Source organism: Actinomadura chokoriensis, assembly GCF_041463665.1.
In the GTDB taxonomy this organism is placed as follows: Bacteria; Actinomycetota; Actinomycetes; order Streptosporangiales; family Streptosporangiaceae; genus Spirillospora; species Spirillospora chokoriensis_A.
In genome coordinates this window covers 544,734-569,442 of record NZ_JAXCEJ010000002.1, presented here as the reverse complement: position 1 = coordinate 569,442, position 24,709 = coordinate 544,734, and the positions used below count along the sequence as shown (strand labels likewise).

Annotated in this window: 21 protein-coding genes; 10 read left to right on the top strand and 11 right to left on the bottom strand. The window is 71.2% G+C overall.

The annotated features are described in order from the left end of the window. Positions 1 to 125: 125 nt before the first annotated feature. A complete protein-coding gene (lexA, locus tag SM418_RS06075; RefSeq protein WP_371939614.1) occupies positions 126 to 824 on the bottom strand; it encodes a transcriptional repressor LexA in 699 nt (232 codons plus the stop codon). 175 nt (positions 825 to 999) lie between these two features. Between lexA and SM418_RS06070 the strand changes: the two genes are divergently transcribed. From SM418_RS06070 to SM418_RS06055, 4 genes are all read left to right on the top strand, one after another. Then, complete coding sequence (locus SM418_RS06070) at positions 1,000 to 1,335, top strand: LysM peptidoglycan-binding domain-containing protein (protein WP_371939612.1); 336 nt, start codon at positions 1,000 to 1,002, stop codon at positions 1,333 to 1,335. Between the two features lie 317 nt (positions 1,336 to 1,652). Continuing rightward, the gene (gene nrdR / locus SM418_RS06065; protein WP_067636063.1) at positions 1,653 to 2,126 is read left to right on the top strand and encodes a transcriptional regulator NrdR; all 474 of its coding nucleotides are present in this window, start codon (positions 1,653 to 1,655) and stop codon (positions 2,124 to 2,126) included. Positions 2,127 to 2,246: 120 nt separating this feature from the next. Next, a complete protein-coding gene (locus tag SM418_RS06060; protein WP_371939611.1) occupies positions 2,247 to 6,365 on the top strand; it encodes a vitamin B12-dependent ribonucleotide reductase in 4,119 nt (1,372 codons plus the stop codon). A 160-nt stretch (positions 6,366 to 6,525) separates the two neighbouring features. Beyond that, entirely contained in the window at positions 6,526 to 6,672 is a 147-nt protein-coding gene (locus SM418_RS06055) for a hypothetical protein (RefSeq protein ID WP_371939609.1), read from the top strand. Positions 6,673 to 6,775: 103 nt separating this feature from the next. Here SM418_RS06055 and SM418_RS06050 read toward each other — a convergent pair whose 3' ends face one another. Further along, positions 6,776 to 7,468: a DoxX family protein gene (locus tag SM418_RS06050; protein ID WP_371939608.1), complete on the bottom strand. Its 693-nt coding sequence runs from the start codon at positions 7,466 to 7,468 to the stop codon at positions 6,776 to 6,778. 104 nt (positions 7,469 to 7,572) lie between these two features. Here SM418_RS06050 and SM418_RS06045 point away from each other — a divergent pair, with 104 nt between their 5' ends. Continuing rightward, positions 7,573 to 8,034: an OsmC family protein gene (locus SM418_RS06045; protein ID WP_371939607.1), complete on the top strand. Its 462-nt coding sequence runs from the start codon at positions 7,573 to 7,575 to the stop codon at positions 8,032 to 8,034. Positions 8,035 to 8,077: 43 nt separating this feature from the next. Here SM418_RS06045 and SM418_RS06040 read toward each other — a convergent pair whose 3' ends face one another. Then, positions 8,078 to 9,046 carry a pirin family protein gene (locus tag SM418_RS06040; RefSeq protein WP_371939605.1) on the bottom strand — a complete coding sequence of 323 codons (969 nt, stop codon included), beginning with the start codon at positions 9,044 to 9,046 and terminating at the stop codon, positions 8,078 to 8,080. A 104-nt stretch (positions 9,047 to 9,150) separates the two neighbouring features. On the opposite strand from SM418_RS06040, the gene lplAB reads away from it, so the two are divergent. Together lplAB and SM418_RS06030 are read left to right on the top strand one after the other, a co-directional pair. Further along, on the top strand, positions 9,151 to 10,200 hold the full coding sequence (gene lplAB, locus SM418_RS06035) for a lipoate-protein ligase LplAB (RefSeq protein ID WP_371939604.1): 1,050 nt from the start codon (positions 9,151 to 9,153) through the stop codon (positions 10,198 to 10,200). Between the two features lie 130 nt (positions 10,201 to 10,330). Then, on the top strand, positions 10,331 to 11,896 hold the full coding sequence (locus SM418_RS06030; protein WP_371939603.1) for a TerD family protein: 1,566 nt from the start codon (positions 10,331 to 10,333) through the stop codon (positions 11,894 to 11,896). Positions 11,897 to 11,971: 75 nt separating this feature from the next. On the opposite strand, the gene SM418_RS06025 is transcribed toward SM418_RS06030, so the two are convergent. Together SM418_RS06025 and rnhB are read right to left on the bottom strand one after the other, a co-directional pair. After that, positions 11,972 to 12,604, bottom strand: coding sequence for an HhH-GDP family DNA glycosylase (locus SM418_RS06025; protein WP_371939602.1), 633 nt, complete (start codon positions 12,602 to 12,604; stop codon positions 11,972 to 11,974). 48 nt (positions 12,605 to 12,652) lie between these two features. Then, complete coding sequence (rnhB, locus tag SM418_RS06020; RefSeq protein WP_371939676.1) at positions 12,653 to 13,333, bottom strand: ribonuclease HII; 681 nt, start codon at positions 13,331 to 13,333, stop codon at positions 12,653 to 12,655. Between the two features lie 438 nt (positions 13,334 to 13,771). On the opposite strand from rnhB, the gene SM418_RS06015 reads away from it, so the two are divergent. The 3 genes from SM418_RS06015 to SM418_RS06005 are packed head-to-tail and all read left to right on the top strand — an operon-like array spanning position 13,772 to position 18,255. After that, positions 13,772 to 16,366: an AAA family ATPase gene (locus SM418_RS06015; protein WP_371939600.1), complete on the top strand. Its 2,595-nt coding sequence runs from the start codon at positions 13,772 to 13,774 to the stop codon at positions 16,364 to 16,366. 53 nt (positions 16,367 to 16,419) lie between these two features. Then, the gene (locus SM418_RS06010) at positions 16,420 to 17,505 is read left to right on the top strand and encodes a winged helix DNA-binding domain-containing protein (protein ID WP_371939599.1); all 1,086 of its coding nucleotides are present in this window, start codon (positions 16,420 to 16,422) and stop codon (positions 17,503 to 17,505) included. Between the two features lie 54 nt (positions 17,506 to 17,559). Beyond that, positions 17,560 to 18,255, top strand: a complete 696-nt coding sequence (locus SM418_RS06005) for a histidine phosphatase family protein (protein WP_371939598.1) — start codon at positions 17,560 to 17,562, stop codon at positions 18,253 to 18,255. A gap of 11 nt (positions 18,256 to 18,266) precedes the next feature. Here SM418_RS06005 and SM418_RS06000 read toward each other — a convergent pair whose 3' ends face one another. The 6 genes from SM418_RS06000 to SM418_RS05975 all read right to left on the bottom strand — a co-directional run bounded on the left by SM418_RS06000 (position 18,267) and on the right by SM418_RS05975 (position 24,682). Beyond that, positions 18,267 to 19,115 (bottom strand): 5-oxoprolinase subunit C family protein, encoded by an 849-nt coding sequence (locus tag SM418_RS06000; protein WP_371939597.1) that lies wholly within the window; start codon positions 19,113 to 19,115, stop codon positions 18,267 to 18,269. Between the two features lie 19 nt (positions 19,116 to 19,134). Continuing rightward, the gene (gene pxpB / locus SM418_RS05995; RefSeq protein ID WP_371939596.1) at positions 19,135 to 19,749 is read right to left on the bottom strand and encodes a 5-oxoprolinase subunit PxpB; all 615 of its coding nucleotides are present in this window, start codon (positions 19,747 to 19,749) and stop codon (positions 19,135 to 19,137) included. Continuing rightward, the gene (locus SM418_RS05990) at positions 19,746 to 20,498 is read right to left on the bottom strand and encodes a LamB/YcsF family protein (RefSeq protein WP_371939595.1); all 753 of its coding nucleotides are present in this window, start codon (positions 20,496 to 20,498) and stop codon (positions 19,746 to 19,748) included. The genes pxpB and SM418_RS05990 overlap by 4 nt, the downstream gene beginning before the upstream one ends. Before the next feature lie 111 nt (positions 20,499 to 20,609). Continuing rightward, positions 20,610 to 20,978 carry a UCP033725 family protein gene (locus tag SM418_RS05985; protein ID WP_371939594.1) on the bottom strand — a complete coding sequence of 123 codons (369 nt, stop codon included), beginning with the start codon at positions 20,976 to 20,978 and terminating at the stop codon, positions 20,610 to 20,612. After that, positions 20,975 to 23,071: an SseB family protein gene (locus SM418_RS05980; protein WP_371939593.1), complete on the bottom strand. Its 2,097-nt coding sequence runs from the start codon at positions 23,069 to 23,071 to the stop codon at positions 20,975 to 20,977. The genes SM418_RS05985 and SM418_RS05980 overlap by 4 nt, the downstream gene beginning before the upstream one ends. A gap of 63 nt (positions 23,072 to 23,134) precedes the next feature. Then, positions 23,135 to 24,682 (bottom strand): TY-Chap domain-containing protein, encoded by a 1,548-nt coding sequence (locus SM418_RS05975; protein WP_371939592.1) that lies wholly within the window; start codon positions 24,680 to 24,682, stop codon positions 23,135 to 23,137. Between the last annotated feature and the right edge of the window lie 27 nt (positions 24,683 to 24,709).

Below are 24,709 nucleotides of genomic sequence, written 5' to 3'. Positions count from 1 at the left end.
CGGCCGCCCTGATCGTCTCAGGGGCGGCCGGTCGCGGTGGACGGCGGTCAGCGGGCCGGCCCCCGCTCAGAGCATGCTGAAACGGCCGCCGGACCTCGTCCGGCGGCCGTTTCAGCATGCGCGAGCTACATCTTGCGGAGGACCGCCACGACGCGGCCCAGGACCGACGCCTCGTCGCCGGGGATCGGCTCGTAGGCGGAGTTCTGCGGCATCAGCCAGATATGGCCGTCGCGGCGCTTGAAGGTCTTCACCGTGGCCTCGCCGTCGATCATCGCCGCGACGATGTCGCCCTGCTCGGCCACCGGCTGCTGCCGCACGACCACCCAGTCGCCGTCCGCGATCGCGGCCTCGATCATCGAGTCACCGGTGACCTTCAGCAGGAAGTGCGTGCCCTCGCCGACGAGCTGCTTGGGCAGCGTGAAGACGTCCTCGACGGCCTCCTCGGCGAGGATCGGGCCACCGGCGGCGATCCGGCCGACGAGCGGCACGTAGGCGGGCGCGGGCTGCGCCGAGGACGGCTGGCCCCCCGCCGCCTCGAAGGACTCCTCGTCGGTGCGCACCGGCGTCGCACCCGGCACCCGCACCTCGACCGCGCGCGGCCGGTTCGGGTCGCGCCGCAGGAAGCCCTTGCGCTGGAGCGACCGGAGCTGGTGGGACACACTGGAGGTGCTGGTCAGCCCCACCGCCTCGCCGATCTCGCGCATCGACGGCGGGTACCCGCGGCGCTGGACCGAGTCGCGGATCACCTCCAGCACCATGCGCTGCCGCTGGGTCAGGCCCGTCTCGTCCATCGGCCCGTCGGGCAGCTCCCGGACCTTGCTCATCGCTAGTCGCCTCCCGGGCGCCTCGATCGGTCACTCCTTGTCATAGAACGCTATCGCGTCCCGGGCTAATGATCAAACAATTGTTCGAAGATGTACTCGCTTTTTGTGGCCGCCCCCTGGTAGAACATCGTACAGGCGTTCGATCGAAAATTCATTCGACGCCGAGGAGGGAGAGATGCCCGGTTCACCGCACAGTGACCGTCCCCCGATCCGCCTGACCCGCCGCGGCCGCGCCGTCCTGGTCGCCTTCGCCGCCACCCTCACCCTCGTCGCCCTCTGGCTCACGGTGGGCCCCGGCGCCTTCGCCGGCTCCGCCGAAGGCCACGACGACCCGGCCCGTCCTGCCAGGACGGTCGTCGTCGAGCCCGGCGAGACGCTCTGGGGCATCGCGTCGGCCGCCGACCCCGGCGCCGACCCGCGCCGCACCGTCCAGCGCATCATGGACCTCAACGGCCTCGGCGGCGACCCGACCGTCCGGCCGGGCCAGGAGATCCTTCTCCCGGCCGGCTGACGGCTCTCCACGGGCCGTCGCCCCCGTGTCCTCCGCACTCCGGGCCGGGCGATGCGCGCCGCCGGCGACCCGTCCGACCAGGGGATTCGTGGCCGAGGCGGGCTCCGCGCGCCGACACGCCCGGGGGAAAATCGGCGGGCCGCGTGGTGACCTGCGCGGACGTGGCGGATGTGACGCGCGGGGCACCGGATCAGGTTGCGAACGCCTGCGCCGAGCCGTACGGTTGGACCACAACATCTAGTAGTCACATCGATGTAATTCCCTATATATGGCGCTCGCATCGGTGTAACTCGTTTACGTCAGGGGAGGAATCGAGCGTGCACTGCCCGTTCTGTCGCAACCCTGACACCAAAGTGATCGACAGCCGTTCCACCGACGACGGCGGCGCCATTCGGCGGCGCCGGTCGTGCGCGGAATGCGGCAAGCGATTCACGACACAGGAGAATGTGCTCGTGATGGTGGCCAAGCGCAGCGGGGTCACCGAGCCGTTCTCCCGGGAAAAGATCATCGCCGGGGTGCGCAGGGCCTGCCAGGGCCGCCCGGTCGACGAGGATGCGCTCGCGAAGCTGGGACAGCGGGTCGAAGAGGCGATCAGATCGTCCGGATCCGCGGAAATCCCCTCGCACGAGATCGGCCTCGCCATCCTGGGGCCGCTCGGCGAACTCGACGAGGTCGCCTATCTGCGATTCGCCTCGGTCTACCGGAGCTTCGAGTCGCTGGACGACTTCGCCAAGGAGATCGAAGCACTGCGGAAGGCCGGTTCCTCGGGGGAGCCCGGCCCGTCCCGATAGGGACGGTTCCGGCAACACAAGGCAGCACATCGAAGGCGCCTCCGCGCGGGCATGTCCCGTGCGGCGGCGGGGTTGTTCCTGAACAGGGTCCGGCGGGAGGGCCCGAGAAGGGGGAAGGTCATGACGGAGACGGTGAGCGGCTCGGCGGCCCGGCGCGGCAAGGGGGGCCGCAAAGGGCTGAAGATCGAGCGCATCTTCACCACGCCCGGCGTGCACCCGTACGACGAGATGCGCTGGGAACGTCGTGACGTCGTCATGACCAACTGGCGCGACGGCTCGGTGAACTTCGAGCAGCGCGGCGTCGAGTTCCCCGACTCCTGGTCGCTGAACGCGGTCAACATCGTCACGTCCAAGTACTTCCGCGGCGCGGTCGGCACCCCGCAGCGGGAATGGAGCCTGAAGCAGCTCGTCGACCGCGTCGTGCGGGTCTACACCGAGACCGGCGTCAAGGAGGGCTACTTCGCCTCCGAGCAGGACGCCGAGATCTTCGACCACGAACTGAAGTACGCCCTCGTCCACCAGCTATTCAGCTTCAACTCGCCCGTCTGGTTCAACGTGGGCACGCAGTCCCCGCAGCAGGTGAGCGCGTGTTTCATCCTGTCGGTGGACGACACGATGGAGTCGATCCTCGACTGGTACAAGGAAGAGGGCGTCATCTTCAAGGGCGGTTCCGGCGCCGGCCTGAACCTCTCCCGCATCCGCTCCAGCCGGGAGCTGCTGTCCTCCGGCGGCACCGCCAGCGGCCCGGTCTCCTTCATGCGCGGCGCCGACGCCTCCGCCGGGACGATCAAGTCCGGCGGCGCGACCCGGCGCGCCGCGAAGATGGTCGTGCTGGACGTCGACCACCCCGACATCGAGGAGTTCATCGAGACCAAGGCGCGCGAGGAGGACAAGATCCGCGCGCTGCGGGACGCCGGGTTCGACATGGACCTCGGTGGCAAGGACATCGGCAGCGTCCAGTACCAGAACGCCAACAACTCCGTCCGCGTGTCGGACGAGTTCATGCAGGCCGTCGAGTCGGGCGGCGAGTTCGGGCTGCGCGCCCGGATGACCGGCGAGGTCGTCGAGACCGTCAAGGCCAAGGATCTGTTCCGCCTGATGGCGAAGGCCGCGTGGGAGTGCGCCGACCCCGGCATCCAGTACGACGACACGATCAACGATTGGCACACGAACCCCGAGACCGGACGAATCACCGCAAGTAACCCGTGCTCCGAGTACATGAGTCTGGACAATTCGTCCTGCAACCTCGCGAGCATCAACCTGCTGAAGTTCCTCACCGAGGCGGGGACGTTCGACGTCGCGAGGTTCGTGAAGCTCACCGAGCTGATCATCACGGCGATGGACATCTCGATCACGTTCGCCGACTTCCCGACCGAGAAGATCGCGGAGACGACGCGCGACTACCGGCAGCTCGGCATCGGCTACGCCAACCTGGGCGCGCTGCTCATGGCGACCGGGCACGCCTACGACTCCGAGGGCGGGCGCTCCCTCGCCGCGGCGATCACGTCGCTGATGACGGGCGTCGCCTACCGGCGCTCGGCCGAGATCTCCGGTGGCGTCGGCCCGTACGCCGGGTACGCGCGCAACGCCGAGGCGCACAAGCGCGTCATGCGCAAGCACGCCGCCGCCAACGACGGCATCCGCACGCTGGACGAGGTGGACAAGGCGATCCACGCCGCCGCCGCCAAGCAGTGGGCGGAGTGCCTGAAGGCAGGCGAGAAGCACGGCTACCGCAACGCGCAGGCCAGCCTGCTGGCACCCACCGGTTGCCTGACCGGTGACACCCTGGTCACGACCGACCGCGGCCTGACGCGGTTGTCCGAGATCGGGGATGTGTACGGCGATCGCTGGCAGGACCTCGACATGACCGTCTCCACCGACGAGGGCCCTCGCCAGGCGACGAAGTTCTTCGTCAACGGTGAGGAGCCGACACGTCGGATCCGCACCCGCGGCGGCTATGCGATCCAGGGCACGCTCACGCACCGGATCAAGGTCGTCGACGAGGGCACGGGCGAGTGGGTGTGGCGGCGGCTCGCCGATATCGCCGAAGGCGACCTCGTGCCCATGCAGATGCGGACACTGGTGGGTGACCGCCGCGAGGTCCCCATGCCCGTCCTCGATCAGGCGTACTACACCGATGACCGGAACGTTCACGTCCCGGGCTCCGTCAGCCCGGAACTCGCCGAACTCGTCGGATACTTCATGGGCGACGGTAGTCTCCACGCGAAGGGCGTGCGGCTGTGCGTCGCCGACAGCGACCTGGACGTCTCCGAAAGGCTGCAGATCCTCGCGAAGGAACTGTTCGGCATCGCCCCCGCCGTAGTCCAGCAGCAGGGGTACCGCGAGGTGACGCTCCAGTCCGTGCGGCTCGCCCGGTGGTGGAAGGCGGCAGGGTTCGCTAAGGACCTGCCCGGCGTCGACCACGCGGGCAAGGGGTGGACGCCGCGGGTTCCCTCCGCGATCCTCGAGACGAACGACGCCGAAATCTACGCAGGCTTCCTGCGTGGGCTCTTCGAAGCGGACGGAACCGTGACGCAGGGGGTCCCGAGCCTGTCGACCGCCTCGGAGTCCTTCGCCGGTGAGGTCCGCACCCTGCTGCTCGCGCTCGGTCTGGCCACGACGACCCGGACGACGGTCAGCGGCTTCGGCGGAGACATCTTCCAGGTCCGGCTGCGGAACGTCGACCATGCGCTGAACTTCGACGAGACCATCGGCTTCATCGGCGAGCGCAAGGCCCGGCTCATGGCCGCTCTGGAACCTGAGCGGTCGGCCAAGAACGACCACGTGGTGCTGCCACGGGAGGCATGGGAGCAGATCGTCCCGGCCGGCCACCCGTCCAGGGACGCTGTCCTGCAGTCGATCCGCAAGAACGGTGCCGTGTCTCGCATGCTGGCGCGGTCGCTGTACACGAAGACCTTGGACGAGCGGCTCGGGTACGCGCTGGGCTACCTGTTCGAGCGCGTGCAGGTGAACGAGGACGGTGGCGTTCAGCCGACGTACGACCTGTCGGTTCCGGACAACGTCACTTACGTGGCCAACGGCATGGTGAGCCACAACACCATCGGCTTGATGATGGACTGCGACACCACCGGCATCGAGCCCGACCTCGCGCTGATGAAGTTCAAGAAGCTCGTCGGCGGCGGCTCCATGCAGATCGTCAACAACACGGTGCCGCGCGCGCTGGAGAAGCTCGGCTACCAGCAGGAGCAGATCGAGGCGATCGTCGAGTACATCTCCGAGCACGGCCACGTGGTGGACGCGCCCGGCCTGCGTCCCGAGCACTACGAGGTGTTCGACTGCGCGATGGGCGAGCGGGCGATCAGCCCGATGGGGCACGTCCGGATGATGGCGGCCGTCCAGCCGTTCCTGTCCGGCGCGATCTCCAAGACGGTCAATATGCCGGAGCAGGCCACCATCGAGGACATCGAGAAGGTGTACTTCGAGGGCTGGCGGCTCGGCCTGAAGGCCCTCGCGATCTACCGCGACAACTGCAAGGTCGGCCAGCCGCTGTCGGCCGCGGGCAAGAAGGGCAAGGAGGCGGAGGAGCCGGCGGAGGTCCTGGCGCCGCGCCCGGTCCGCCGGCGGCTGCCGAAGCAGCGGCCCGCGACCGTCACCCGGTTCTCCGTCGCCGGCGCCGAGGGCTACATGACCGCCTCGTCCTACCCGGACGACGGCGTCGGCGAGGTCTTCCTCAAGCTCGGCAAGCAGGGTTCCACGCTCGCCGGAGTGATGGACGCCTTCTCCATGGCGATCTCCATCAGCCTGCAGTACGGCGTCCCGCTGGAGACGTGGGTCGAGAAATTCACCAACATGCGGTTCGAGCCCGCCGGCATGACCGACGACCCCGACATCCGCATGGCGACCTCGGTGATGGACTACATCTTCCGCCGCCTGGCGCTGGATCACCTCCCGTACGAGGAGCGCGCGGGCCTCGGCATCTTCACCGCCGACGAGCGCGCGATGCAGGCCAACGGCGAGGACCCCGCCGCCCTGCACGCCGAGGACGAGGTCGACCACGAGTCGCTCGCCCAGTCCGCCGCGATCACCCGTCCGGCCGCCGCGGCTCCGGCCGCCGAGGCGCACTCGTCCGCCGAGGCGCACTCGTCCGTCGAGGCGATCGAGAGCCGCCAGGGCCGCACCGCCGACGCCCCGCTCTGCCTCACCTGCGGCACGAAGATGCGCCCGGCAGGCAGCTGCTACGTCTGCGAGGGCTGCGGCTCCACCAGCGGCTGCAGCTGATCACGGGCACCATCGAGGTGTGATCATCCTGGTGAGAGCGGGGAGTCCGGGGGGAGCCGGCTCCCCGCTCTCGCTTTGGTCGCCGGCGTCGCTGCTCGCATGCGACCGGTCGGGGTCTCGGTTTGAGCTTCCAGCGGCTGGAAGCTGCACAGTCGCCTCCATGAGCACGAGCGCGGAGCTGTTCACGATCGGGCGGCTGGCGGAGTGGGTGCGGGATGTCGGCGCGGAGATCCGGTTCTGGCCGGGCTGGCGTCGCCCGTCGGAAGGTCCGCAGGCGTATATCGCCTTTATGACGCCGAGTCGGTGACCCGACTTGAGGGGATTATTAATTCTCCACCAGCATCCCTGCCCGGTCCCGGTAGGTGTGGGATGCGCTTGCCGGGACCTCGCGTCGGGTGCCGGGGGTGGCGTCAGGGGGACTTGGTCTTGTCGTCGCCGGTGGGCTTGATCGGCTGCGTGGTCGAGGCGCGGCGGCGCTGGGGGGACTTGCGGCGGCCGGCGACCAGCGTGTCGTCCTCGGTGCCTTCGGGGACGGCGGGCTTGTCCGAAGGCTCGGATGATGTCGGCGCGGGAGACTTCGGGGTGCGGCGGGCGGGCTTCTTCGCGGGCTTCAGTTCGGCCTGGCGCAGAGACTCCACGAAGCTCGCGGCGTCGTCCTCGTCCTCGTCGCCCGGGCGGCCAAAGCGCCTGCTGATGATCCACTGGTCGAGGGTCAGCTTCCCGCCGCCGCCCGCGGCGAACAGGAGGCTGGCCATGCCGAGGGCGAGGACCAGCTCGTAGCCGTTCCCGACCGTCCCCTCGTCCACCATGAACAGGCCCTGGTCGGCGTGGACGAAGAGGAACGCGCCCGCCATGTCGATGAACAGCAGGGCGCCGGTGACGGGCAGGCCCAGCCCGGCGATGAGCGCGGCGCCGCCGAGCAGTTCCGCGAAGGCGGAGTAGACGGCGGCGGCGGTGGGGAGCGGCACGCCGAGATCGCCGAACGTGCGGCCGGTCGCGGTGATGCCCGCCTCGATCTTCTGCCAGCCGTGCGCCATGAACACGATGCCCACGCCGAGCCGTGCGAGGACTGCCACAACGTCGTAGAGCGGCCGAGAGCGCATGCCGTCGACTCCTTCAGCACGGGGATGGGGCCCGGTTCGACCGAGAGTATGACGGGCTGGTGGGAGATATCGCGAACGCTGCAGGTAAGGACTAGGGTCGAGCGGTGAAGCGCCACCAGTACGAAATGTCGGTGACCTGGACGGGGAACACCGGGTCCGGGACGAGTTCCTATCGCGCCTACGAGCGGGCTCACGAGGTTCAGGCGGAGGGCAAGCCGGCCATCGTGGGAAGTTCCGATCCCGGTTTCCGCGGCGACCCGTCCCGATGGAACCCGGAGGAGCTTCTCGTCGCTTCGCTGTCGCAGTGCCACATGCTGTGGTTCCTTCACCTGTGCGCCGTGGAGAAGCTCGTGGTGACGGGCTACGAGGACCGTCCGCGCGGCGTCATGGTCGAGACGGCGGACGGCGGCGGACGGTTCGAGGACGTGGTCCTGCGTCCCCGGGTGGCCCTCGCCGATCCCGGGCAGGCCGGACGGGCCGCCGAGCTGCATGAACGGGCCCACGAGCTGTGCTTTATCGCGAACTCGGTCAACTTTCCCGTCCGCCACGAGGCGAGCTTCACCTAAGACGGTGCCGGAGGCCCCGGAATGGCGGCTTGCAAGCTGACGCTCAGCGCGTCCGGCCGCGTGGCTTCAAGCGTGTGGCGGGCATGGCGGGCGCCGGGAGCCGGTCGCCGTGGTAGCCCTCGACCGTGCCGAACCGGTCGCCCGTCATCCAGTCCTCCCGCGCTTGGGCGATCTCCTCTCCAGTCCGCGCGACGAAGTTCCACCACATCACGAGTTTCTCCTCGAACGGCTCACCGCCGAGGAGCATGAAGCCGCCCGGCCCGTCGGCCGCCCGTACCGGCAGTTCGCGGCGCCCGCAGCCGAGATAGAGCATCGAGCCGGGCGCCACGGGCTCACCGTCGATCTCGATGATGCCGGACATGGTGAGCGCCGCGTACTCGAAGTCAGGTTTGACGGGTATGCGCGCGTCGGCGCCGTCCTGTAGTGCGATGTCGGCACCCACGATCGGGGTGAACGTCGATCCGGGAGAGGCGGTGCCGTCGAGTTCGCCCAGGAGCAGTGTGGCGGTGAAGCCGGGTGCGGTGACCACCGGCAAGTCGGCGTGGTACTCCCAAGCGGGTTCGGTATGCCGGTGGGTGCCGGGAAGCGCGACCCACAGTTGGGCGCCATGGAGGATCGGGGAGTGCGCGCGCGGGGACTCCTCCGAGTGCGCGATGGCCCGCCCGGCGGTCATCAGCCCGAGCTGTCTCGGACGGACGGTCTGGAGGCTGCCGAGACCGTCGCGATGCAGGACCTCGCCGCCGTGCAGCCAGCTCACCGTCTGCAGCCCGATGTGCGGATGCGGAGGCACCTGCATGCCGGGCTGGTCGGTGATGTCGTCCGGCCCGTAGTGGTCGACGAAGCACCACGCGCCGACCATCCGCCGTCCCAGGCTCGGCAGGAGCCGCCGGACGAACGTGCTCTCGCCCAGCGGAACCCGGCGCGGCGGCAGCAGTTCGTGGACGGGCCCGGCCGACACGTCGTCGCGTCCACCGCACTCGACCGGCTTCGGCCGCACATCCAGGTTGCTCACCAGAACCGCCCCTCCCCGCAATACCGTCCTTTAACTCTGCCCTACTGCCTTCGCCGTCGAACGTACGGAATGGGCCGTGCGGGCTCCGGGTTCACCTCTATGTGATGCACGGTGAGTACAAGGTGCCCGGCGGCAAGCTCGTGGTCGCCGATGTCGACGTCGTGGACGGCCTGCTGCGCGTCCCCAGGATCAGCGGCGACTTCTTCCTCGAACCGGACGCGGCCCTGGACGCGATCAACGGCGTCCTCGACGGGCTTCCCGCCGGGCTCGACGCCAGGGCGATCGGGGTCCGCGTCCAGGCGGGGCTGCCGCGCGACACGGTGATGCTGGGAGTCTCCGCTGAAGCCGTGGGCATCGCGGTGCGGCGCGCCGTGGCGCGGGCGTCGGACTGGCGCGAGCACGACTGGCGGCTGATCCATGAGCCGCCGCAGGACCCGGCCCTGCACATGGCGATCGACCAGGTGCTCGCCGAAGAGGTCGGCGCGGGGCGCCGCCCGCCGACGCTGCGGGTGTGGGAGTGGGCGTCGCCCGCCGTCGTCATCGGCAGCTTCCAGTCGCTGCGCAACGAGGTCGACGCGGAGGCGGCGCGGAGGCACGGGGTGGACGTGGTCCGGCGGATCAGCGGCGGCGGCGCGATGTTCATCGAGCCGGGCAACACGATCACGTACTCGCTGTACGCGCCGGAGTCGCTGGTGGCGGGGATGTCCTTCGCGGAGAGCTACGCGTTCCTGGACGACTGGGTGCTGGGCGCGCTCGGCGACCTCGGGATCAAGGCGTGGTACCAGCCGCTGAACGACATCACCTCCGACAACGGCAAGATCGCCGGCGCGGCGCAGAAGCGGCTGGCCTCGGGCGCGGTGCTGCACCACGTGACGATGGCCTACGACATCGACGCGGAGAAGATGCTGCGGGTGCTGCGGATCGGCCGGGAGAAGATCTCCGACAAGGGCATCGCGAGCGCCGTGAAGCGGGTGGACCCGCTGCGGCGGCAGACCGGCCTGCCCCGCGAGCAGATCATCGACCGGATGATCGCGCACTTCCGGACCCGGTACGGCCTGACCGGCGACCGGGTGAGCGACGACGAGCTGCGGCTGGCCCGCAAGTACGTCACCGACAAGTTCGGCACCCCCGAGTGGACCGCCCGCGTTCCCTGACGTCCGGCCGACGTCCGGTGCGGCCGGGCGGAACCATGGGGCGCCGCCGTGCGTCCTCTGCACAGGGAGGTCGCGGGGGTGATGCGGCACGCCCTAGGTTGGTGAGGTCGGCCGATGATGAGGAGCGTTCATGTCGATGCAGAAGGGCGCCAACACCCCGGTGCCGGTTCCCGCGGTGCGGGTCGAGCTGGGCTGGCAGGCCGGACCGGGCGTCCCTGACGCGGACGCGTCGGCGCTCCTGGTGACGGAGACCGGCCGGGTGCGCTCGGACGACGACTTCGTCTTCTACAACCAGCCGGCGCACGGCTCCGGCGCGGTCCGGCACGAGGGCAAGCAGCGGGGGCCGACGGTCCTGGACGTCCTGTCGGTCGACCTGAACCGGGTCGAGCCGGCCATCGACAAGGTCGTCATCGCAGCATCCTCGGACGGTGGGACGTTCGGCCAGTTGCAGGGCCTGTACGTGCGCGTGGTGGACGCGGCGGCCGGCGCGGAGGTCGCCCGGTTCGACAGCCAGGGCGCCACCACGGAGACGGCCTTCGTGCTCGGTGAGCTGTACCGGCGGCAGGGCGCGTGGAAGTTCCGCGCGGTCGGCCAGGGCTACGACTCTGGTCTCGCCGGGCTGGCCACCGACTTCGGTATCTCGGTCGACGATCCCGGTCAGGGGGCGGCCCCGCCCCAGCCTCCGCAGGCGCCCGTCCCGCCGGCGCAGCAGCAGTACGCGCCGCCCCCGCCTGGCCAGTACGCGCCGCCTCCGGGTGGTCAGTACGCGCCTCCGCCCGCCCCCGGCCAGTACGCGCCTCCGCCCGCCCCCGGCCAGTACGCGCCTCCGCCTCCACCCGGCCAGTACGCGCCGCCTCCACCTCCGCCCGCCCCCGGCCAGTACGCTCCCCCGCCTCCGCCAGGTGGCCAGTACGCGCCGCCCCCGCCCGGTCAGTACGCGCCGCCACCTGGTCAGTACGCGCCGCCACCTGGCCAGTACGCACCTCCGCCCGGTCAGTACACGCCTCCGCCGCCGCCCGGCGCGGCTCCGCCCATGCCCGGCGCGGCTCCGCAGCAGCAGGGGGGCGGCAAGATCTCCCTGACGAAGAACGCGCCGTCGGTGTCGCTCACCAAGCACGGCGCGACGGGCGGCCACATGCGCGTCAACCTCAACTGGACCGCGCGTGAGGGCGCCGCCAAGGGACGGCTCGGTAAACGCCGCCGCGGCGTCGACCTCGACCTTGACCTGTGCTGCCTCTGGGAGCTGCAGGACGGCCGCAAGGGCATCATCCACGCGATCGGCGACATGGGCGCGCTCGACCGCGCACCGTTCATCAAGCTCGACAAGGACGACCGGACCGGGGCCATCGAGTCGGGCGAGAACCTCCACATCAACCTCGACCACGCCGCCGAAATCAAGCGGATCCTGGTGTTCGCCGAGATCTACGACGGCGCCGACGACTTCCGGGGGCTGGACGCGATCGCCACCCTGTTCCCGGTGGGCGCGCCGCCCATCGACATGAGGATGGACGACTGCGTGGACGCCTCACGCGACGCGGTCCTGGCGCTCATCGAGAACGTGCAGGGCGAGTTGGTCGTCCGCCGCGAGGGCCGGTTCGTCCTGCCTCCGCCGGGCCGCCCGCGCTGGGGGAAGATGGCGGTCGACCAGGCCTACGCCTGGAACCTGGAGTGGGTCGCCTCACGCGGCAAGGACTGACGCGCGCTCCTGCGGCGGGGACCGGTGCTCACACGGCGAGGACCGGTCCTCACGCGGTGCGGTGGGCACCGGTGCTCACGCGGCCTTGAGATGGTCCGCGAGCTTCTTGTCGTGGGCCACCCGCACCAGGGCGGCGGTGAAGCGGGCGAGGTCCTTGTCCGGCACCTTCCCGGCGAGTTCGCCGGCCTCGGTGGGCAGGCCGAGCCGTTCGGCGCCCTTCTTCACCTGGTCGTCGATGTGGGGGCGTAGCCAGGGCCAGATGGCCTGGGCCTCGCGGCTGAAGATGTCCACGCCGGTGGGGCCGATGCCGGGGAACTCCTGCAAGAGCTCTGCCGCCTTCTTGGGGTCGCGCTCGGCCTCGATGGCGAGACGCCTCATATCGCCCTGGTACTTGTCCTGGACCATCTCCGCCGTGTCGCCCAGGCGGGACGCGGTGCTCTCGTCGTACCGGACGTAGTGGCCGCGCCCGAGGGCGTCCACCCGGTCCTGCCACGACAGCTTGCCCATCCCGCGGGCGGTCCCGCCGCCGGCCTCGAACAGCTCGCGGGCGGCGGCGATCGCGATGTCCGACGAGATGCGCGCGCTCAGCAGGTTGGCCAGGACGAGCAGCTTGAACAGTGCGGCCGGCTGGTCCTTCAGCGTTATCCCGGCCTCTTCGGCGAACGTCTGGCCGGACTCGTGCAGCAGGTTCTTCACGACGGCATCCATGGCATCTACCTCCCGTGGATGGCGCTTACCCGGCCGGGCGCGGATGACTCACAGAAGGCTGAGCTGCCCTTCGCCGGCGAGCGGGTCACGGTGCTTCTTCAGATGCCGCCAGCGCGGAAGGTCGTCCAGGTACGACCAGGACATCCGGTGGTGCGGCGTTGGCCCGTACTCCTCCAGCGCCTTCTGGTGGACGGGTGACGGGTATCCGGCACTGTCCGCGAACCCGTAACCGGGGAACTCGCCGTCCAGCCCGGCCATCAGCCGGTCACGGTGGACCTTCGCCAAGACGGACGCGGCCGCGACCGTGACCGACCTCTGGTCGGCCTTGACCTCGCAACGGACGCGCCAGGGCCGCCCCAGGAAGTCGTGCTTGCCGTCGAGGATGACGACGTCGGGCTGGACAGGGAGCGACTCCAGCGCGCGTATGGCGGCGCGACGCAACGCCTCCGTCATGCCGACCTCGTCGATCTCCTCCGGGGACGACGCGCCGATGGCGTGCCCGGCGAGCCATCCGGGCAGCAGACCGGCGAACGACTTGCGATGCGCCTCGGTGAGGAGTTTCGAGTCGGTCAGTGCGATGGTCCTCTTGCCGCGACCCTGCAGGATCGGCGGCGGGCTCAGGTCGGTGACGGCGGCGCAGACCACGACGGGGCCCGCCCAGGCGCCGCGGCCGACCTCGTCCACCCCGGCGATCCTGACCGGCCGCGCGGCCTGGAGCTCGTCCTCGATCTCGTAGCCCGCGACCCGCGAGACCTCCTTGGGGTCGGCGGGGGCGGGGGCGAGCCCGGGTAGCGCGTCGGTGGGGCCGGTCAAGTCGGTGGGGCCGGTCAAAGAGACTCCTCAGGAACGGATGAACGCCGTGGTCGCGTGGCCGATCGGTTCCCGTCGTCGTCCTGGGAAGTGGCCCGCGCAGTCGATCGTAGGGTGCGTCATGGCAGCGGAGCCTGCACAGCCTCGTCCGGCTGACAAGTTCAGAAAACGCGCTCTGGGACGTTACGGATTCGTCCGGTGTCGGCAGCAGATTCGCACCTCCACTTCTGGACAGCACAAGTGTCCTGGTCTCGGCTCCGGGACGCTCTGCGCCCGCCCCAGGCAGGCTGGGCGGGGACCAACGAACCGGGCGCGGGGAGTCCCGTTCCGGGCGGTCCTGCGCTTTACTCGCTTCTGATGGCTTTGTTCGGCAGGCCCCGCTCCCGCCCGGCGAAGGACGCCGCAGCGCGGGATCTTTTCGAGCGCCTGCGGGTGCGCTACTTCCAGATCACGCCGGGGCTGAGGTTCCTGGGCGGGCTGCTGCTGATCGCGCTGGCGCCGGCCGCCACGGTCGTCCTCGGCGGTCCGGTCCTGGGCGCGGCGGCGGGGACGGCCGTCCTGCTGGTCGTCGTCCATCTGACGCTGCGCTCGCCCACGGGCATGGCGGTGGTCGCGGTCATCGCGTCCTGGCTCGCGCTGTCGGTGCCTTTGGGCAGGCTCTACCCGGACGGCGAAGACCTGTCCTATCTGAGCCCGACGTGGCTGCTGGCGGTGCTCGCCCTGCCAGTCGCGCTGGTCGCGTTCCGCCTGAGCGGGTACGCGCCGTGGCGCACGACCCTGCTCGCACTGGCCGCCGCTGGGGCGGCGACCGCGGCGGTCGCCCAGTTGCTCCCGGAGGCGACCGCGGCGCCCGGTTGGGCCGCCGCCCTAGCCGTCCTCGCCTACCGCTGGGACCGGGCGCGCCGCACGGTGCCCGCCGAGGCGTACGAGACCGGCTGGGTGCAGGAGCAGGCGAGCCCGAAGGGGGACGCCGTGCCAGGACCTCGAAAGAACCCCTCCACCTTCGACAAGCACGACAAGCCCGACAGGGCTGACAAATTCGACAGGGCTGACAAGTTCGACAAGCGGGATCGGCCGGGCCGGTCCGACCGGCAGGCCCCCGGCACCGACTCGGCGGCGGCGCAGGCGGCCGACGAGACCCGCGCCGCGGCGCAGGCCGCCGAGGCCGCCGCGGCTTGGGAGCGCCAGGCCTCCCCCCAACGCCGGAGCGACGCTTCACCGGAGATCTCCGTCGCCGACGCGCTCGCCGAGCTGGAGAACATGATCGGGCTGGAGCCGGTCAAACGGCAGGTCCGCTCGATCGCCGCGTCCATCGAGGCCGCGCACATGCGGGCCGCCGCAGGCGTGCCCACCGAGAAACCCATGCGACACTTCGTCTTCGTCGGCCCCCCGGGAACGGGCAAGACCACCGTCGCGCGTGTGCTGGCCAAAATCTTCTACGCTTTCGGGCTGCTCCCGGAGCCGTCTCTGGTCGAGGCCCAGCGCGCGGACCTCGTAGGTGAGTTCCTCGGTGCGACCGCCCTCAAGACCAACCGGCTCGTCGACTCCGCCTTGGGCGGAGTCCTCTTCGTCGACGAGGCGTACGGTCTGGTCAACTCCGCCGAAGGGCAACCCGACCGCTTCGGTGACGAGGCCGTCCAGACCTTGCTCAAGCGTGCCGAGGACGACCGCGACAACCTCGTCATCATCCTCGCCGGTTACGACGCGCAGATGGCCGAGTTCCTCGACTCCAACCCCGGGCTGGCCTCACGGTTCGGCACGCGCGTGCACTTCCCGTCCTACCGTCCGTCCGAGCTGCTGCTGATCGCCGACTACCACACGGGGCTCCGGGAGGACCGGCTCGATCCGGAGGCCCGGCGGCGGCTCGCCGCGCGTTTCGAGGAGGTCGAGCGGCGCGGCATCGTCGACGAACTGGGTAACGGACGGTTCGTCCGGTCCCTCACGGAGGCGGCGGCGCGCGCGCGGGACGTACGGGTCGTCGACTCGGTGGCCGGAGCGTCGGGCACGCCGAGCGCCGACGACCTGGTCACCCTCCGCGCGGCGGATGTGGAGACCGCGTTCGCCGAGGTCACCGAGCGGTACCGCGGCTACGCCGAGACTCCGACGCTCGACGAGGCGCTCGGCTCGCTCGACGCGATGATCGGGCTCGAACCGGTGAAGCGGCAGGTCCGGGAGATCGCCGCCCAGCTGCAGGTGGCCCGGATGCGGCAGGAGCAGGGCCTCGTCACCCGCCCGCCGACGCGCCACTTCGTCTTCACCGGGCCGCCCGGCACGGGCAAGACCACCGTCGCGCGCGTGCTCGGCGGCATCTTCGCCGCGGCGGGGCTCCTCGCCCGGCCGGAGGTGGTCGAGGCGCAGCGTGCCGATCTCGTCGGCGAGCACCTCGGCGCGACGGCCCTCAAGACGAACAAGGTCGTTGATTCGGCTCTCGGCGGAGTCCTGTTCGTCGACGAGGCTTACGCGTTGAGCAACCCGGGCTACTCCGGCGGTGACGCGTTCGGCGCGGAGGCGGTGCAGACCCTGCTCAAGCGCGCCGAGGACGACCGTGACCGGCTCGTCATCGTCCTCGCCGGTTACGAGGCCGACATGCACCGGTTCCTCGCGTCCAACCCAGGGCTGGCCTCACGGTTCGACGTTCGCGTCGACTTCCCCTCCTACGGGCCGGACGAACTGCTCCGCATCGCCCAGCTCATCGCCGAGCAGGGCGGGGACCGGTGGGAGGACGGCGCTCTGGACGACCTCGCTCTCGTCTTCCAGCGGGTCTGCGGCACGGGCCGGATCGACGAGTTCGGCAACGGGCGCTTCGCCCGCTCCATGTACGAGAAGGCGTGCGGGTGCCGGGCGCTGCGGGCGGCCGAACTCGGCGACCGGGCGACCGCCGACGACCTCACACTCCTCACCACCGGCGACGTGCGCGACGCGTTCGCCGATCTCGCCCACCGGCTGGCGTGACGGGGGCCGGCGTGACGGGTCCGGATGTCCGTGGCCTGCGATGTAATCAGCGCATGAGCTCGGTGACGTGGGCGCAGGTTCTCGCCTGGCGCATGCGGCGGCAGTACATCGACCCCCTGGGCGACGCGTCGGCGGTGGACATCACGCGGCGTCTGGCGGGGCTTCAGGCCCAGGTGGCTTCGGCGGCGGAACTCGCGGTGGCGGTGCGTCAGGCGACCCCGGAGCGCGGCGCTGTAGCGAAGGCCCTGTTGGACGAAAGGACCCTCGTCAAGACATGGGCCATGCGCGGCACACTGCATCTGCTGCCCGCTGACGAGGCCGCCGCCTACCTGGCGTTGTGCTCCACGGTGCGCAACTGGGAAAAGCCCAGCTGGCAGAAGAACTTCGGGGCTACGCCCGCCGATCTGGAGGCCCTCGCCGACGCGGCCACGGTCGCCTTGGCCGGGGGTGAGGAGCTGACCCGTGAGGAGCTGACCGAGGCTGTGGTGGAGGAGACCGGCTCGCGGCATCTCGCCGAGGTTCTGGGCTCCGGCTGGGGCACCCTCCTCAAACCGCTCGCCTGGTGGGGCGTGCTGTGTCACGGCCCGGCGCAGGGCACGCGAGTCACGTTCACGGCACCGGAGCGCTGGCTCCCCGGCTGGACGGGGCTGCCACCGATGGACGAGGCCGCCAGGACCGTCCTCCGTGCGTACCTTGGCGCGCACGGCCCCGCGACCCCCGACATGTTCGACAACTGGCTGATGCGCACGACGAGCCGGAAGAAGGACGTCAGGAGCTGGTTCGCGGCCGCTGAGGACGGGCTGTCCACAGTGGATGTGGATGGCGTCCAGGCGTACGTACTGGATGAGCATCGTGACGAACTGCTCGCCACCGCGCCCAGTACGTCCGTCCGGCTGCTGGGTGCGTTCGACCAGTACGTCTTGGGGGCGGGTACTGGATCGACCTACCTGGTTCCGGCGGAGCATCGTGCCAAGGTGAGCCGTACGGCCGGCTGGATCTCCCCAGTGGTTCTGCATGAGGGCCGTGTGGCGGGCGTCTGGGAGGCGCAGGCGGGCAGTGTCGCCGTGACCGTGTTCGAGGACGTCCCTGCCGGGCCGCTCAAGGACGAGGTCGACCGCGTCGCCTCGCTGCTGTCCTGACCACGCGGGGCCCGCCCGGGGGCCGGTCCGGATCGATCGTTTAGGGTGCGGTCCGTGGACGAACGGGAGGAGCCGGTCGAGTACCGGCAGACGCGGTACAAGGCGCCGGACGGCGCGACCGAGCTTCTTCTGATCAGGCACGGCGCCTCGGCGCCGGCACGTGCCGACCGGCCGTTCCCGCTCGTGGACGGCCACGCCGATCCCGAACTCGCCCCCGAAGGTCGGGAACAGGCCGAGCGGGTCGCCGACCGGCTCGCGGAGGAGGAACTCGACGCGATCTACGTGACGTCCCTGCGCCGCACCGCGGAGACGGCGGCGCCGCTGGCCCGCCGCCTCGGCCTGGAGCCGCGCGTCGAGGTGGGCCTCCGCGAGGTCCACCTCGGAGAGTGGGAGGGCGGCCTGTTCCGCAGGAAGGTCGCCGAGAACGATCCGGTGGCGCAGCGGATGTTCGCCGAGGAACGGTGGGACGTCATCCCCGGCGCGGAGGGCGGAGCGGAGTTCGCCGCTCGCGTCGAGGAGAGCCTGACCCGGCTCGCGGCGGCGCACGCGGGCGGCCGCGTCGCGGTGTTCACCCACGGCGGGGTGATCGCGCAGGCGCTCGCCGCGGCGTCCGGCGCCCGGCCGTTCGCGTTCCTCGCCCCGGACAACGCGTCGATCTCCCGGCTGGTGCGGCTCGGCGAGCTGACGTCCGTCCGCGGCTTCAACGACGTGTCCCACCTGGACTGGTCCGCCCCCGCACCGCTGACCTAGAGGCGGCTGACCTACAGGCGGAAGCGGACCCTCTGCCCTGGACGCAACTGCGCCGCGTCGGGGACGGCGGCGGACGCGAGGGTCGCGATGACGGGGTACCCGCCCGTCGTCGGATGGTCGGCCAGGAAGATGATGGGCAGCCCGCTGGGCGGCACCTGGACCGAGCCCGTGGCCATCCCCTCGCTGGCCAGCTCGCCGTCGCGCACGCGTACGAGAGCCGGCCCGTCCAGCCGGATCCCTACGCGGTTGCTGTCGGACGACACCTCGTAGAACGTGGACGTGAGCGTGGCCAGTGCGTCGTCTGTGAACCAGTCGTCGCGTGGGCCGGGCAGGACTCGCAGTAGTGGCGTCTCCGGCATGGACCGTGTGGCAGCGATGTCCACGCCGATGTCAGCGAGGTCCTTTGCGGAACCGATCGGCAGACGGTCGCCCGGTGAGAGCACGGCCGGGCCCAAGCCGGACAGTAGGTCGGTCGAACGGCTGCCAAGAACGCGATCGACCGCGACACCACCTCGCACGGCGAGATAGCTGCGGAGCCCCACCGAAGGCGCTCCGACCTCCACCACTGCGCCGTCCGCCACGAAGCACGGCGCGTTCGTCCCGTGGGCGCGGCCGTCGATCCGAAGAGGGGCGGGCGCGCCCGTGACCGCGATCCAGGCGTGCCTGTGGAACCGAAGCGCCGCGCCGCCGAAGGTGAGTTCCACGCCCGCCGCGCCCTCGGGATTGCCGACGAGCCGGTTCGCCAGCCGCAACGCGCGCGCGTCGGCGGCGCCGGACCGCGGGACGCCGAGATGGGCCCGGCCGGGCCTGCCGAGGTCCTGGACGGTCGCCAGCGGGCCGGGTCGCATGACCTCGATCAAGAACGCTCCTCGGGCTCGATCAAGAACGCTCCTCGGGGACGAAGCGGACGCGCGTGCCAGGCCGCAGCAGCGACGGCGGATCGCGCGTGACGTCCCACAGCCGCAGCCCGCTGCGCCCGAGCAGCCGCCATCCGCCCGGCGACCGGGACGGGTAGACGGCCGCGTACGGTCCCGCGATCGCCACCGACCCGGCGGGCACGGCCGTCCGGGGCGATTCGCGGCGTGCCACGTGCAGCACGGGGTCGAGGCCCGTCAGGTAACCGAAGCCGGGGGAGAAGCCGAGATAGGCGACCGTGTAGGCGCCCCCGGAATGCCGGCGGACGACCTCTTCCCGGGACAACCCCGTGAGACCGGCGACCTCGTCGAGATCCTCGCCGTCGTAGACGACGGGGATCTCCACCGGCTCTGCGCCGCCCTCCACATCGTCCGGCAGCGGCAGACGGGGCAGACGCGCGGCGAGGCCGTCCAGGTCGGCGGACGGGTCGGCGACCACGAGAACGGTCTGCTCGCCTGGGACGACGTCCACGATCCCCGGCAGAGGGGTGTCCCGAAGGGCGGCGTTGAGCCGATGCGCGGTGGCCAGGTCGCCCGTCTCCACGAGGAGGGCCGCGTCACCGGCCCGCAACACCTTCACGCGAACGGCTCCACTGCGACGCCCGCCCCGGACAGCGCCGAACGGACGGACCGCGCAAGGGACACTGCCCCCGGCGTGTCACCGTGCACGCAGATAGAACGGGCTTTAAGCGCGATCTCACTGCCGTCCACCGCGACAACGGTGCCGTCGACGGCCATCCTGACGGCTCGCTGCACGACATCCTCCTCGTCGTGGACGACTGCCCCTGGCTCACGGCGGGACACCAGCCCCCCAGACGGCGTGTAGGCGCGGTCGGCGAAACATTCCGCGACAACAGTGAGCCCTTCGGCGACGTCATAAACCGCAGAGCCCGGAAGGGTCAGCAAAGGCAGCGACGGATCGTACGCCCGGACGGCCTCGGCCACCGCACCCGCCTGCACCGGGTCACGGCTGATCCTGTTGTAGAGCGCACCGTGCGGCTTGACGTAGGCGACATGCCCGCCCTCAGCGCGCGCGATCCCGTCCAGGGCGGCCACCTGGTAGAGGATCTCGGCGGTCAGCTCGGGTGAGGCGACGTCCATCTCGCGGCGTCCGAACCCAGCGAGATCCCGGTACGACACCTGCGCGCCGATCGTCACACCCCGCTCGACGGCCGCCGCGCACACCCGCCGCATGATCAGCGGGTCGCCCGCGTGGAACCCGCACGCCACGTTCGCGCTGGTGATCACGTCGAGCAGCGCCAGGTCGTCGCCCAGCTCCCAGATGCCGAACCCCTCGCCGAGGTCCGCGTTGATGTCGATGACCGCCATGTCCAAGACCTATCACCGATCCCGCGTCACAGATCCCGCCTCAGAGATCCCGCCTCAGAGATCCCGCCTCAGAGATCCCGCGTCACGGGCCCCGCGTCACGGGCCGAGGGCTCAGACGGTCTCCTCGTGCAGGTCCTCGACCTCGTGCCTGGACGCCCACGCCTGGTACACGCCGCGGTCGAACAGCTCCAGTCCGAGCCCTTCGGCGACCGGCGCCTTCCCGCCGCAGTACTCCACGCGCAGCCAGCCCTCGTGCTCGCCGAGCACCACGAACGGTTCGCCGCGCCAGGTGCAGTGCGTGGTCACGTACTGGACGCGATCGACGTCCGACAGGGGCACCACCTGGACGTACCGGTCAGGCGAGACCTGCCGGAACCCGTCGGTGTGCCGCCGGGCGTACAGCCGCACCTGCTCGCCGTCCGGGCTCGCCTCGTACTCGGCGCCGCGCCAGCCCGCGTAGAACCCGTGCCGGATGCTCATCCCCGTCCTCCCGGCAGTTTGACGAGCCACCTGCGCAGATCGGCGTCGTACGCCGCCACGAGGGTCTCCGCCCCGCGCACGTCCAGCCGGTACAGCTCGGCTCCGTGCGGGAGCCGCTGACTCTCGATCTTGAACTCCGGGATGGCGGGACCGTCGCCCGGCGCGTACCCCGACCCGGGGAACGGCGCCCGCTCGATCACCCATCCGCCCGGGATGATCCCCATGCTCCACTCGTCGATCCCGCCGAGCGGGCGGCGGAACAGCGGCGGTTTCACCGCCGGCCACCGGATCATGAAGATCTGCTCGTCCGCGTGCGTGTAGGGCGACCCCTCGTACATGAGCCCGAGGGCCCGGATCATCGCCGCGGGGGACCTGATCTCCTGAACGTCCTGCAACCGGTGGACGTAACCGGCGACCAGGTCGTAGCCGCCCTCCAGGTAGTGCTGCACGTGCTCGGGCCGCACCACCTTCTGCATCACCACGACCTCGGACGCCAGGTCCCGGATTCCGTCCTCGGACCCCAGGTCGCCCGCCTGCGGGTCGGCGGGAAGCCTCTCCTGCCTGGTGGCGGTCGTGTCTCGCTTGCCCTGGCCGTACAGCGGTGCGACGGGGAGCCCGTGCGGGTCGCTCGGCGTCTTCCGGGCCTCCGGGGTCTCCGGCCGGAGTTGCGCGGGGGCCGGTGTGCGCGCCGCAGGGGCCGGTGGCCGTTCGGCCGGAACGGGTGGCCGTTCAGCTGGAGCAGGTGGCCGGGGGACGGGGGCCGGCGGCTGTTCGGCCGGAGCCGGGTGCCGTGCGGCGGGAGCCTCGGGACGGGCGGTAGGGACGGTCGGCCGTGCGGCGGGAGCGGTCGGCCGTCCGGCGGGTGCCGCGGGGCGCTGCGCGGGTGCGGGGACCCGCGGCGCGGTGGCGGGCGGTGCCGGTGCGGGCGGCGCAGGAGCGGGCGCCGGTGCGGCTGGCGGGGTCGGTGCGGCCGGGGCCGGGGGGCGCGGCGCGCGGGCGGGCGGGCGCGGCGCGACGGATCCGCCGCGCGGGTCTGTGGGCGCCTGTGGCGACGCAGCGGCGCCGGAGGGTGTCTCCGCTCGACTCCGCGACGGTTCGGGGCTCTGCGGCGGCCTCGGGGCGGCCTGGCGGCCGGCGGCGGCGCGCGGCGGCTTGACGCCGCGGGTCCGGGTGCGGGACGACGCGCCCGCCACGTGGACGTCCGTGGGGACCGGCGGCGTGGTCACGGCGGGCGTGCGGGGCGTCTCGGGCTCCAGGAGCGCGTTGGCGTCCAGGTAGCAGGCGCTGGGCAGCCCCGGGTTGACGGCGAGCTGCCAGTCGGGATGCGGCCAGCGGCGGGACAGCTCCGCCAGCGAAGCCTCGCGGTGGTGGACGGCCTGGCCCTGCAGAGAACGGTCCATGGCCTCGGGCGAGGTGAACGCCAGGACGAACGTGCCGTCCCCGAACTGGGCCGTGGCGAACTGGTGCCCGGCCGCTCCCGGCTCGCCCGGCGACGGCAGGTACAGGACCGCGCGCGCGAGGAGTTCCAGATAACCGTGCTGGTCACCGCGTTCCCGTGCGTCGGTGAGGGCGGTCTCCAGAGCGGAGCCGGAGGGCCGGGCGGGGCGAGCCGAGGACGCGGTGCGGCGGCCTTCGTCCTCGGGCACGGCCAGTGGGATGCCGAGGCCGGGCAGCGCCAGCGGCCCGCCGTCCGGTCCCGCCTTGCTCGCCTGGTAGACGAGTTCGAGCGGGGACTCGATCCGGTACACGTCCCGGAAGGCGCCGACCACCTGCCCGGCGAGCAGCGCGCACGCCTCCAGGTACTCGGCGGAGGCACGGCTGCCCCGGTCGCGCCAGGTGAACCGATCCCACCAGTTCTTGCGCTCCTCCTCGTCCGGCGGCTCCCAGCCGAGCGCCCTGAGGCGCCGCTCCTGCCGCGGGGCCAGCGGGCGGGGCAGGAACGCGCTGCCGACTGCCTCCGCGTCCAGCACGCCCTCCGACCGCATCGCCTGGACGTAGGGGAGTCCGCTCGGCCCTTGCACGATGAGGAACGACTTGACCGGCAGCCGTGAAAGCTCCAGCGTCAGCCGTTTGGCGAAGTCGTTCCAGTCCACTCGGGATCCACTTTCACGTTCGCGGGGTGAGGATTCCGTAATCGACGGTAGCCGAACGGCCGGTCACTCGGTCCAGGGAGCCGGAACGGCGTCGGCCCTTACCTGTGCCCAGACGCCGCCGATGGCGTCGTACACCGCGAGGGGCGTCTCGTCACCGCCACCGGTGGACCGCCAGAGGTGCGTCCCATGGGGAAGCCGCATCGGGACGCCCGCAGGCTGCCGCTCAGGGGCGGGCGTGCCGTTCGGTGCCTGGCCGACCAGTGGCTGGCCGACCGGTGGTTGGCCGACCGGTGGTTGGCCGACAGGTGGTTGGTCGCTCCGAGGTTGGTCATCCCAGGGTTGGTCGTTCTGTGGCTTGTTCGCCGGGTTGTCCGTCGGCGCGCCCAGCGGAGGGGCAGCGGCCGATGCCGGTTCGCGCGTCTCCGGCTCGGTGGTGCCCGCCTCCAGTGCAGCCTGCAAGTCGGCGGCGTTGTACGGGTCGATCGCCGTGTGCGAGTCGTCGTAGGGGCCGTCCGCCCCAGGGAACGAGCCGTTCAGGTCAGGACCCGCGCCGTTCATGCTGGGGACCGAGCCACCGGCGACGGGGTTCGGCCCCGAAAGCGCGTGCGGGTCGACCGTCCCGTACGGGTTGGGCGCATCCAACCCGGTGGTGGGCGGCACGTCCTGGCCGCCGGTCAGCCGGCCTAGGACGGACGAGTCGAGCAGCACCTCGCTGGGCAGGCCCCAGTTGATCGCCACCCGCCACGCCGGGTCCGGCCAGCTCGACGCCAGCCCGGCGAACGAGGTGCGGCGGTACAGGCCGGGATGCCGGTCGCCGGTGCGGGCCAGTGCCCCAGGCGAGGTGAACACCGTGACGTAGGTGTCGCCGCCGATCGTGATGGTGGGGAGTTCGGCGCGGTCGGGGTCCTCCACGGCGGAGGCCGTCGCCGGTAGGACCAGGTCGGCATCGGCCAGCAGGCTGAAGTAGCTGGTGTTGTCGCCGTTCGCCTTGGCCTCGGCCAGACGGGGCTCTAGGAGTTCGGCGTCCGCGTCGGGCAGCCCCTCCGCCGACAGCGGCATCGGAGGGCCTGCCAGGGGCGGAACGGCCGGAAGAGGACTCGCTCCGGGGAGGGTGCCGCCGGAGGTGGCCCGCCGCTTGTTCACGCGGGACGCGTCGGCGACATCGATGCCGAAGTCGAGCAGCTCGATGAGGCCGGTCCCATGCCGGTGGAACGACTCGTACACGAGGTCGGACGGGCGCCGGACTCCCTGGACGTCCCGCAAGGCCGTGACCATCACGCCGGCCAGCCGCGAGTAGTCGCCGTCCGTCACGCTCAGCAGCCCGCCGGGGACGCCCGCCTCGGGCAGTTCCGTCCACCAGTTGCGCGGGGCGGGGTCGGCGGGCGGGCGCCAGCCGGCGTCGCTCATGACCTCCTCGTCCGCGAGCGTGAGCAGCAGCGGCCCGTCGAGGAAGTTGTTGCTCACCGCCTCGGCATAGAGCCGGTCGGGCTCGCGCATGGCCTGGACGTAGTGACGGCTCTCGTCCCGTTCGCGCACGATGAGGATGGTGTCGCGCTCGAGCCCCGCCAGCTCACGTCCCAGCCGCCGGGCGAACTCGGACCACTCCAACAAGATCACTCCCTACGACCGGGGGCCGGC

Coding starts and splice junctions, on each gene's coding strand:
- lexA (WP_371939614.1), bottom strand. CDS start 824: ATGAGCAAGGTCCGGGAGCTGCCCGACGGGCCGATGGACGAGACGGGC.
- SM418_RS06070 (WP_371939612.1), top strand. CDS start 1,000: ATGCCCGGTTCACCGCACAGTGACCGTCCCCCGATCCGCCTGACCCGC.
- SM418_RS06060 (WP_371939611.1), top strand. CDS start 2,247: ATGACGGAGACGGTGAGCGGCTCGGCGGCCCGGCGCGGCAAGGGGGGC.
- SM418_RS06055 (WP_371939609.1), top strand. CDS start 6,526: ATGAGCACGAGCGCGGAGCTGTTCACGATCGGGCGGCTGGCGGAGTGG.
- SM418_RS06050 (WP_371939608.1), bottom strand. CDS start 7,468: ATGCGCTCTCGGCCGCTCTACGACGTTGTGGCAGTCCTCGCACGGCTC.
- lplAB (WP_371939604.1), top strand. CDS start 9,151: ATGCACGGTGAGTACAAGGTGCCCGGCGGCAAGCTCGTGGTCGCCGAT.
- SM418_RS06030 (WP_371939603.1), top strand. CDS start 10,331: ATGTCGATGCAGAAGGGCGCCAACACCCCGGTGCCGGTTCCCGCGGTG.
- SM418_RS06025 (WP_371939602.1), bottom strand. CDS start 12,604: ATGGATGCCGTCGTGAAGAACCTGCTGCACGAGTCCGGCCAGACGTTC.
- SM418_RS06015 (WP_371939600.1), top strand. CDS start 13,772: ATGGCTTTGTTCGGCAGGCCCCGCTCCCGCCCGGCGAAGGACGCCGCA.
- SM418_RS06010 (WP_371939599.1), top strand. CDS start 16,420: ATGAGCTCGGTGACGTGGGCGCAGGTTCTCGCCTGGCGCATGCGGCGG.
- SM418_RS05990 (WP_371939595.1), bottom strand. CDS start 20,498: ATGGCGGTCATCGACATCAACGCGGACCTCGGCGAGGGGTTCGGCATC.
- SM418_RS05985 (WP_371939594.1), bottom strand. CDS start 20,978: ATGAGCATCCGGCACGGGTTCTACGCGGGCTGGCGCGGCGCCGAGTAC.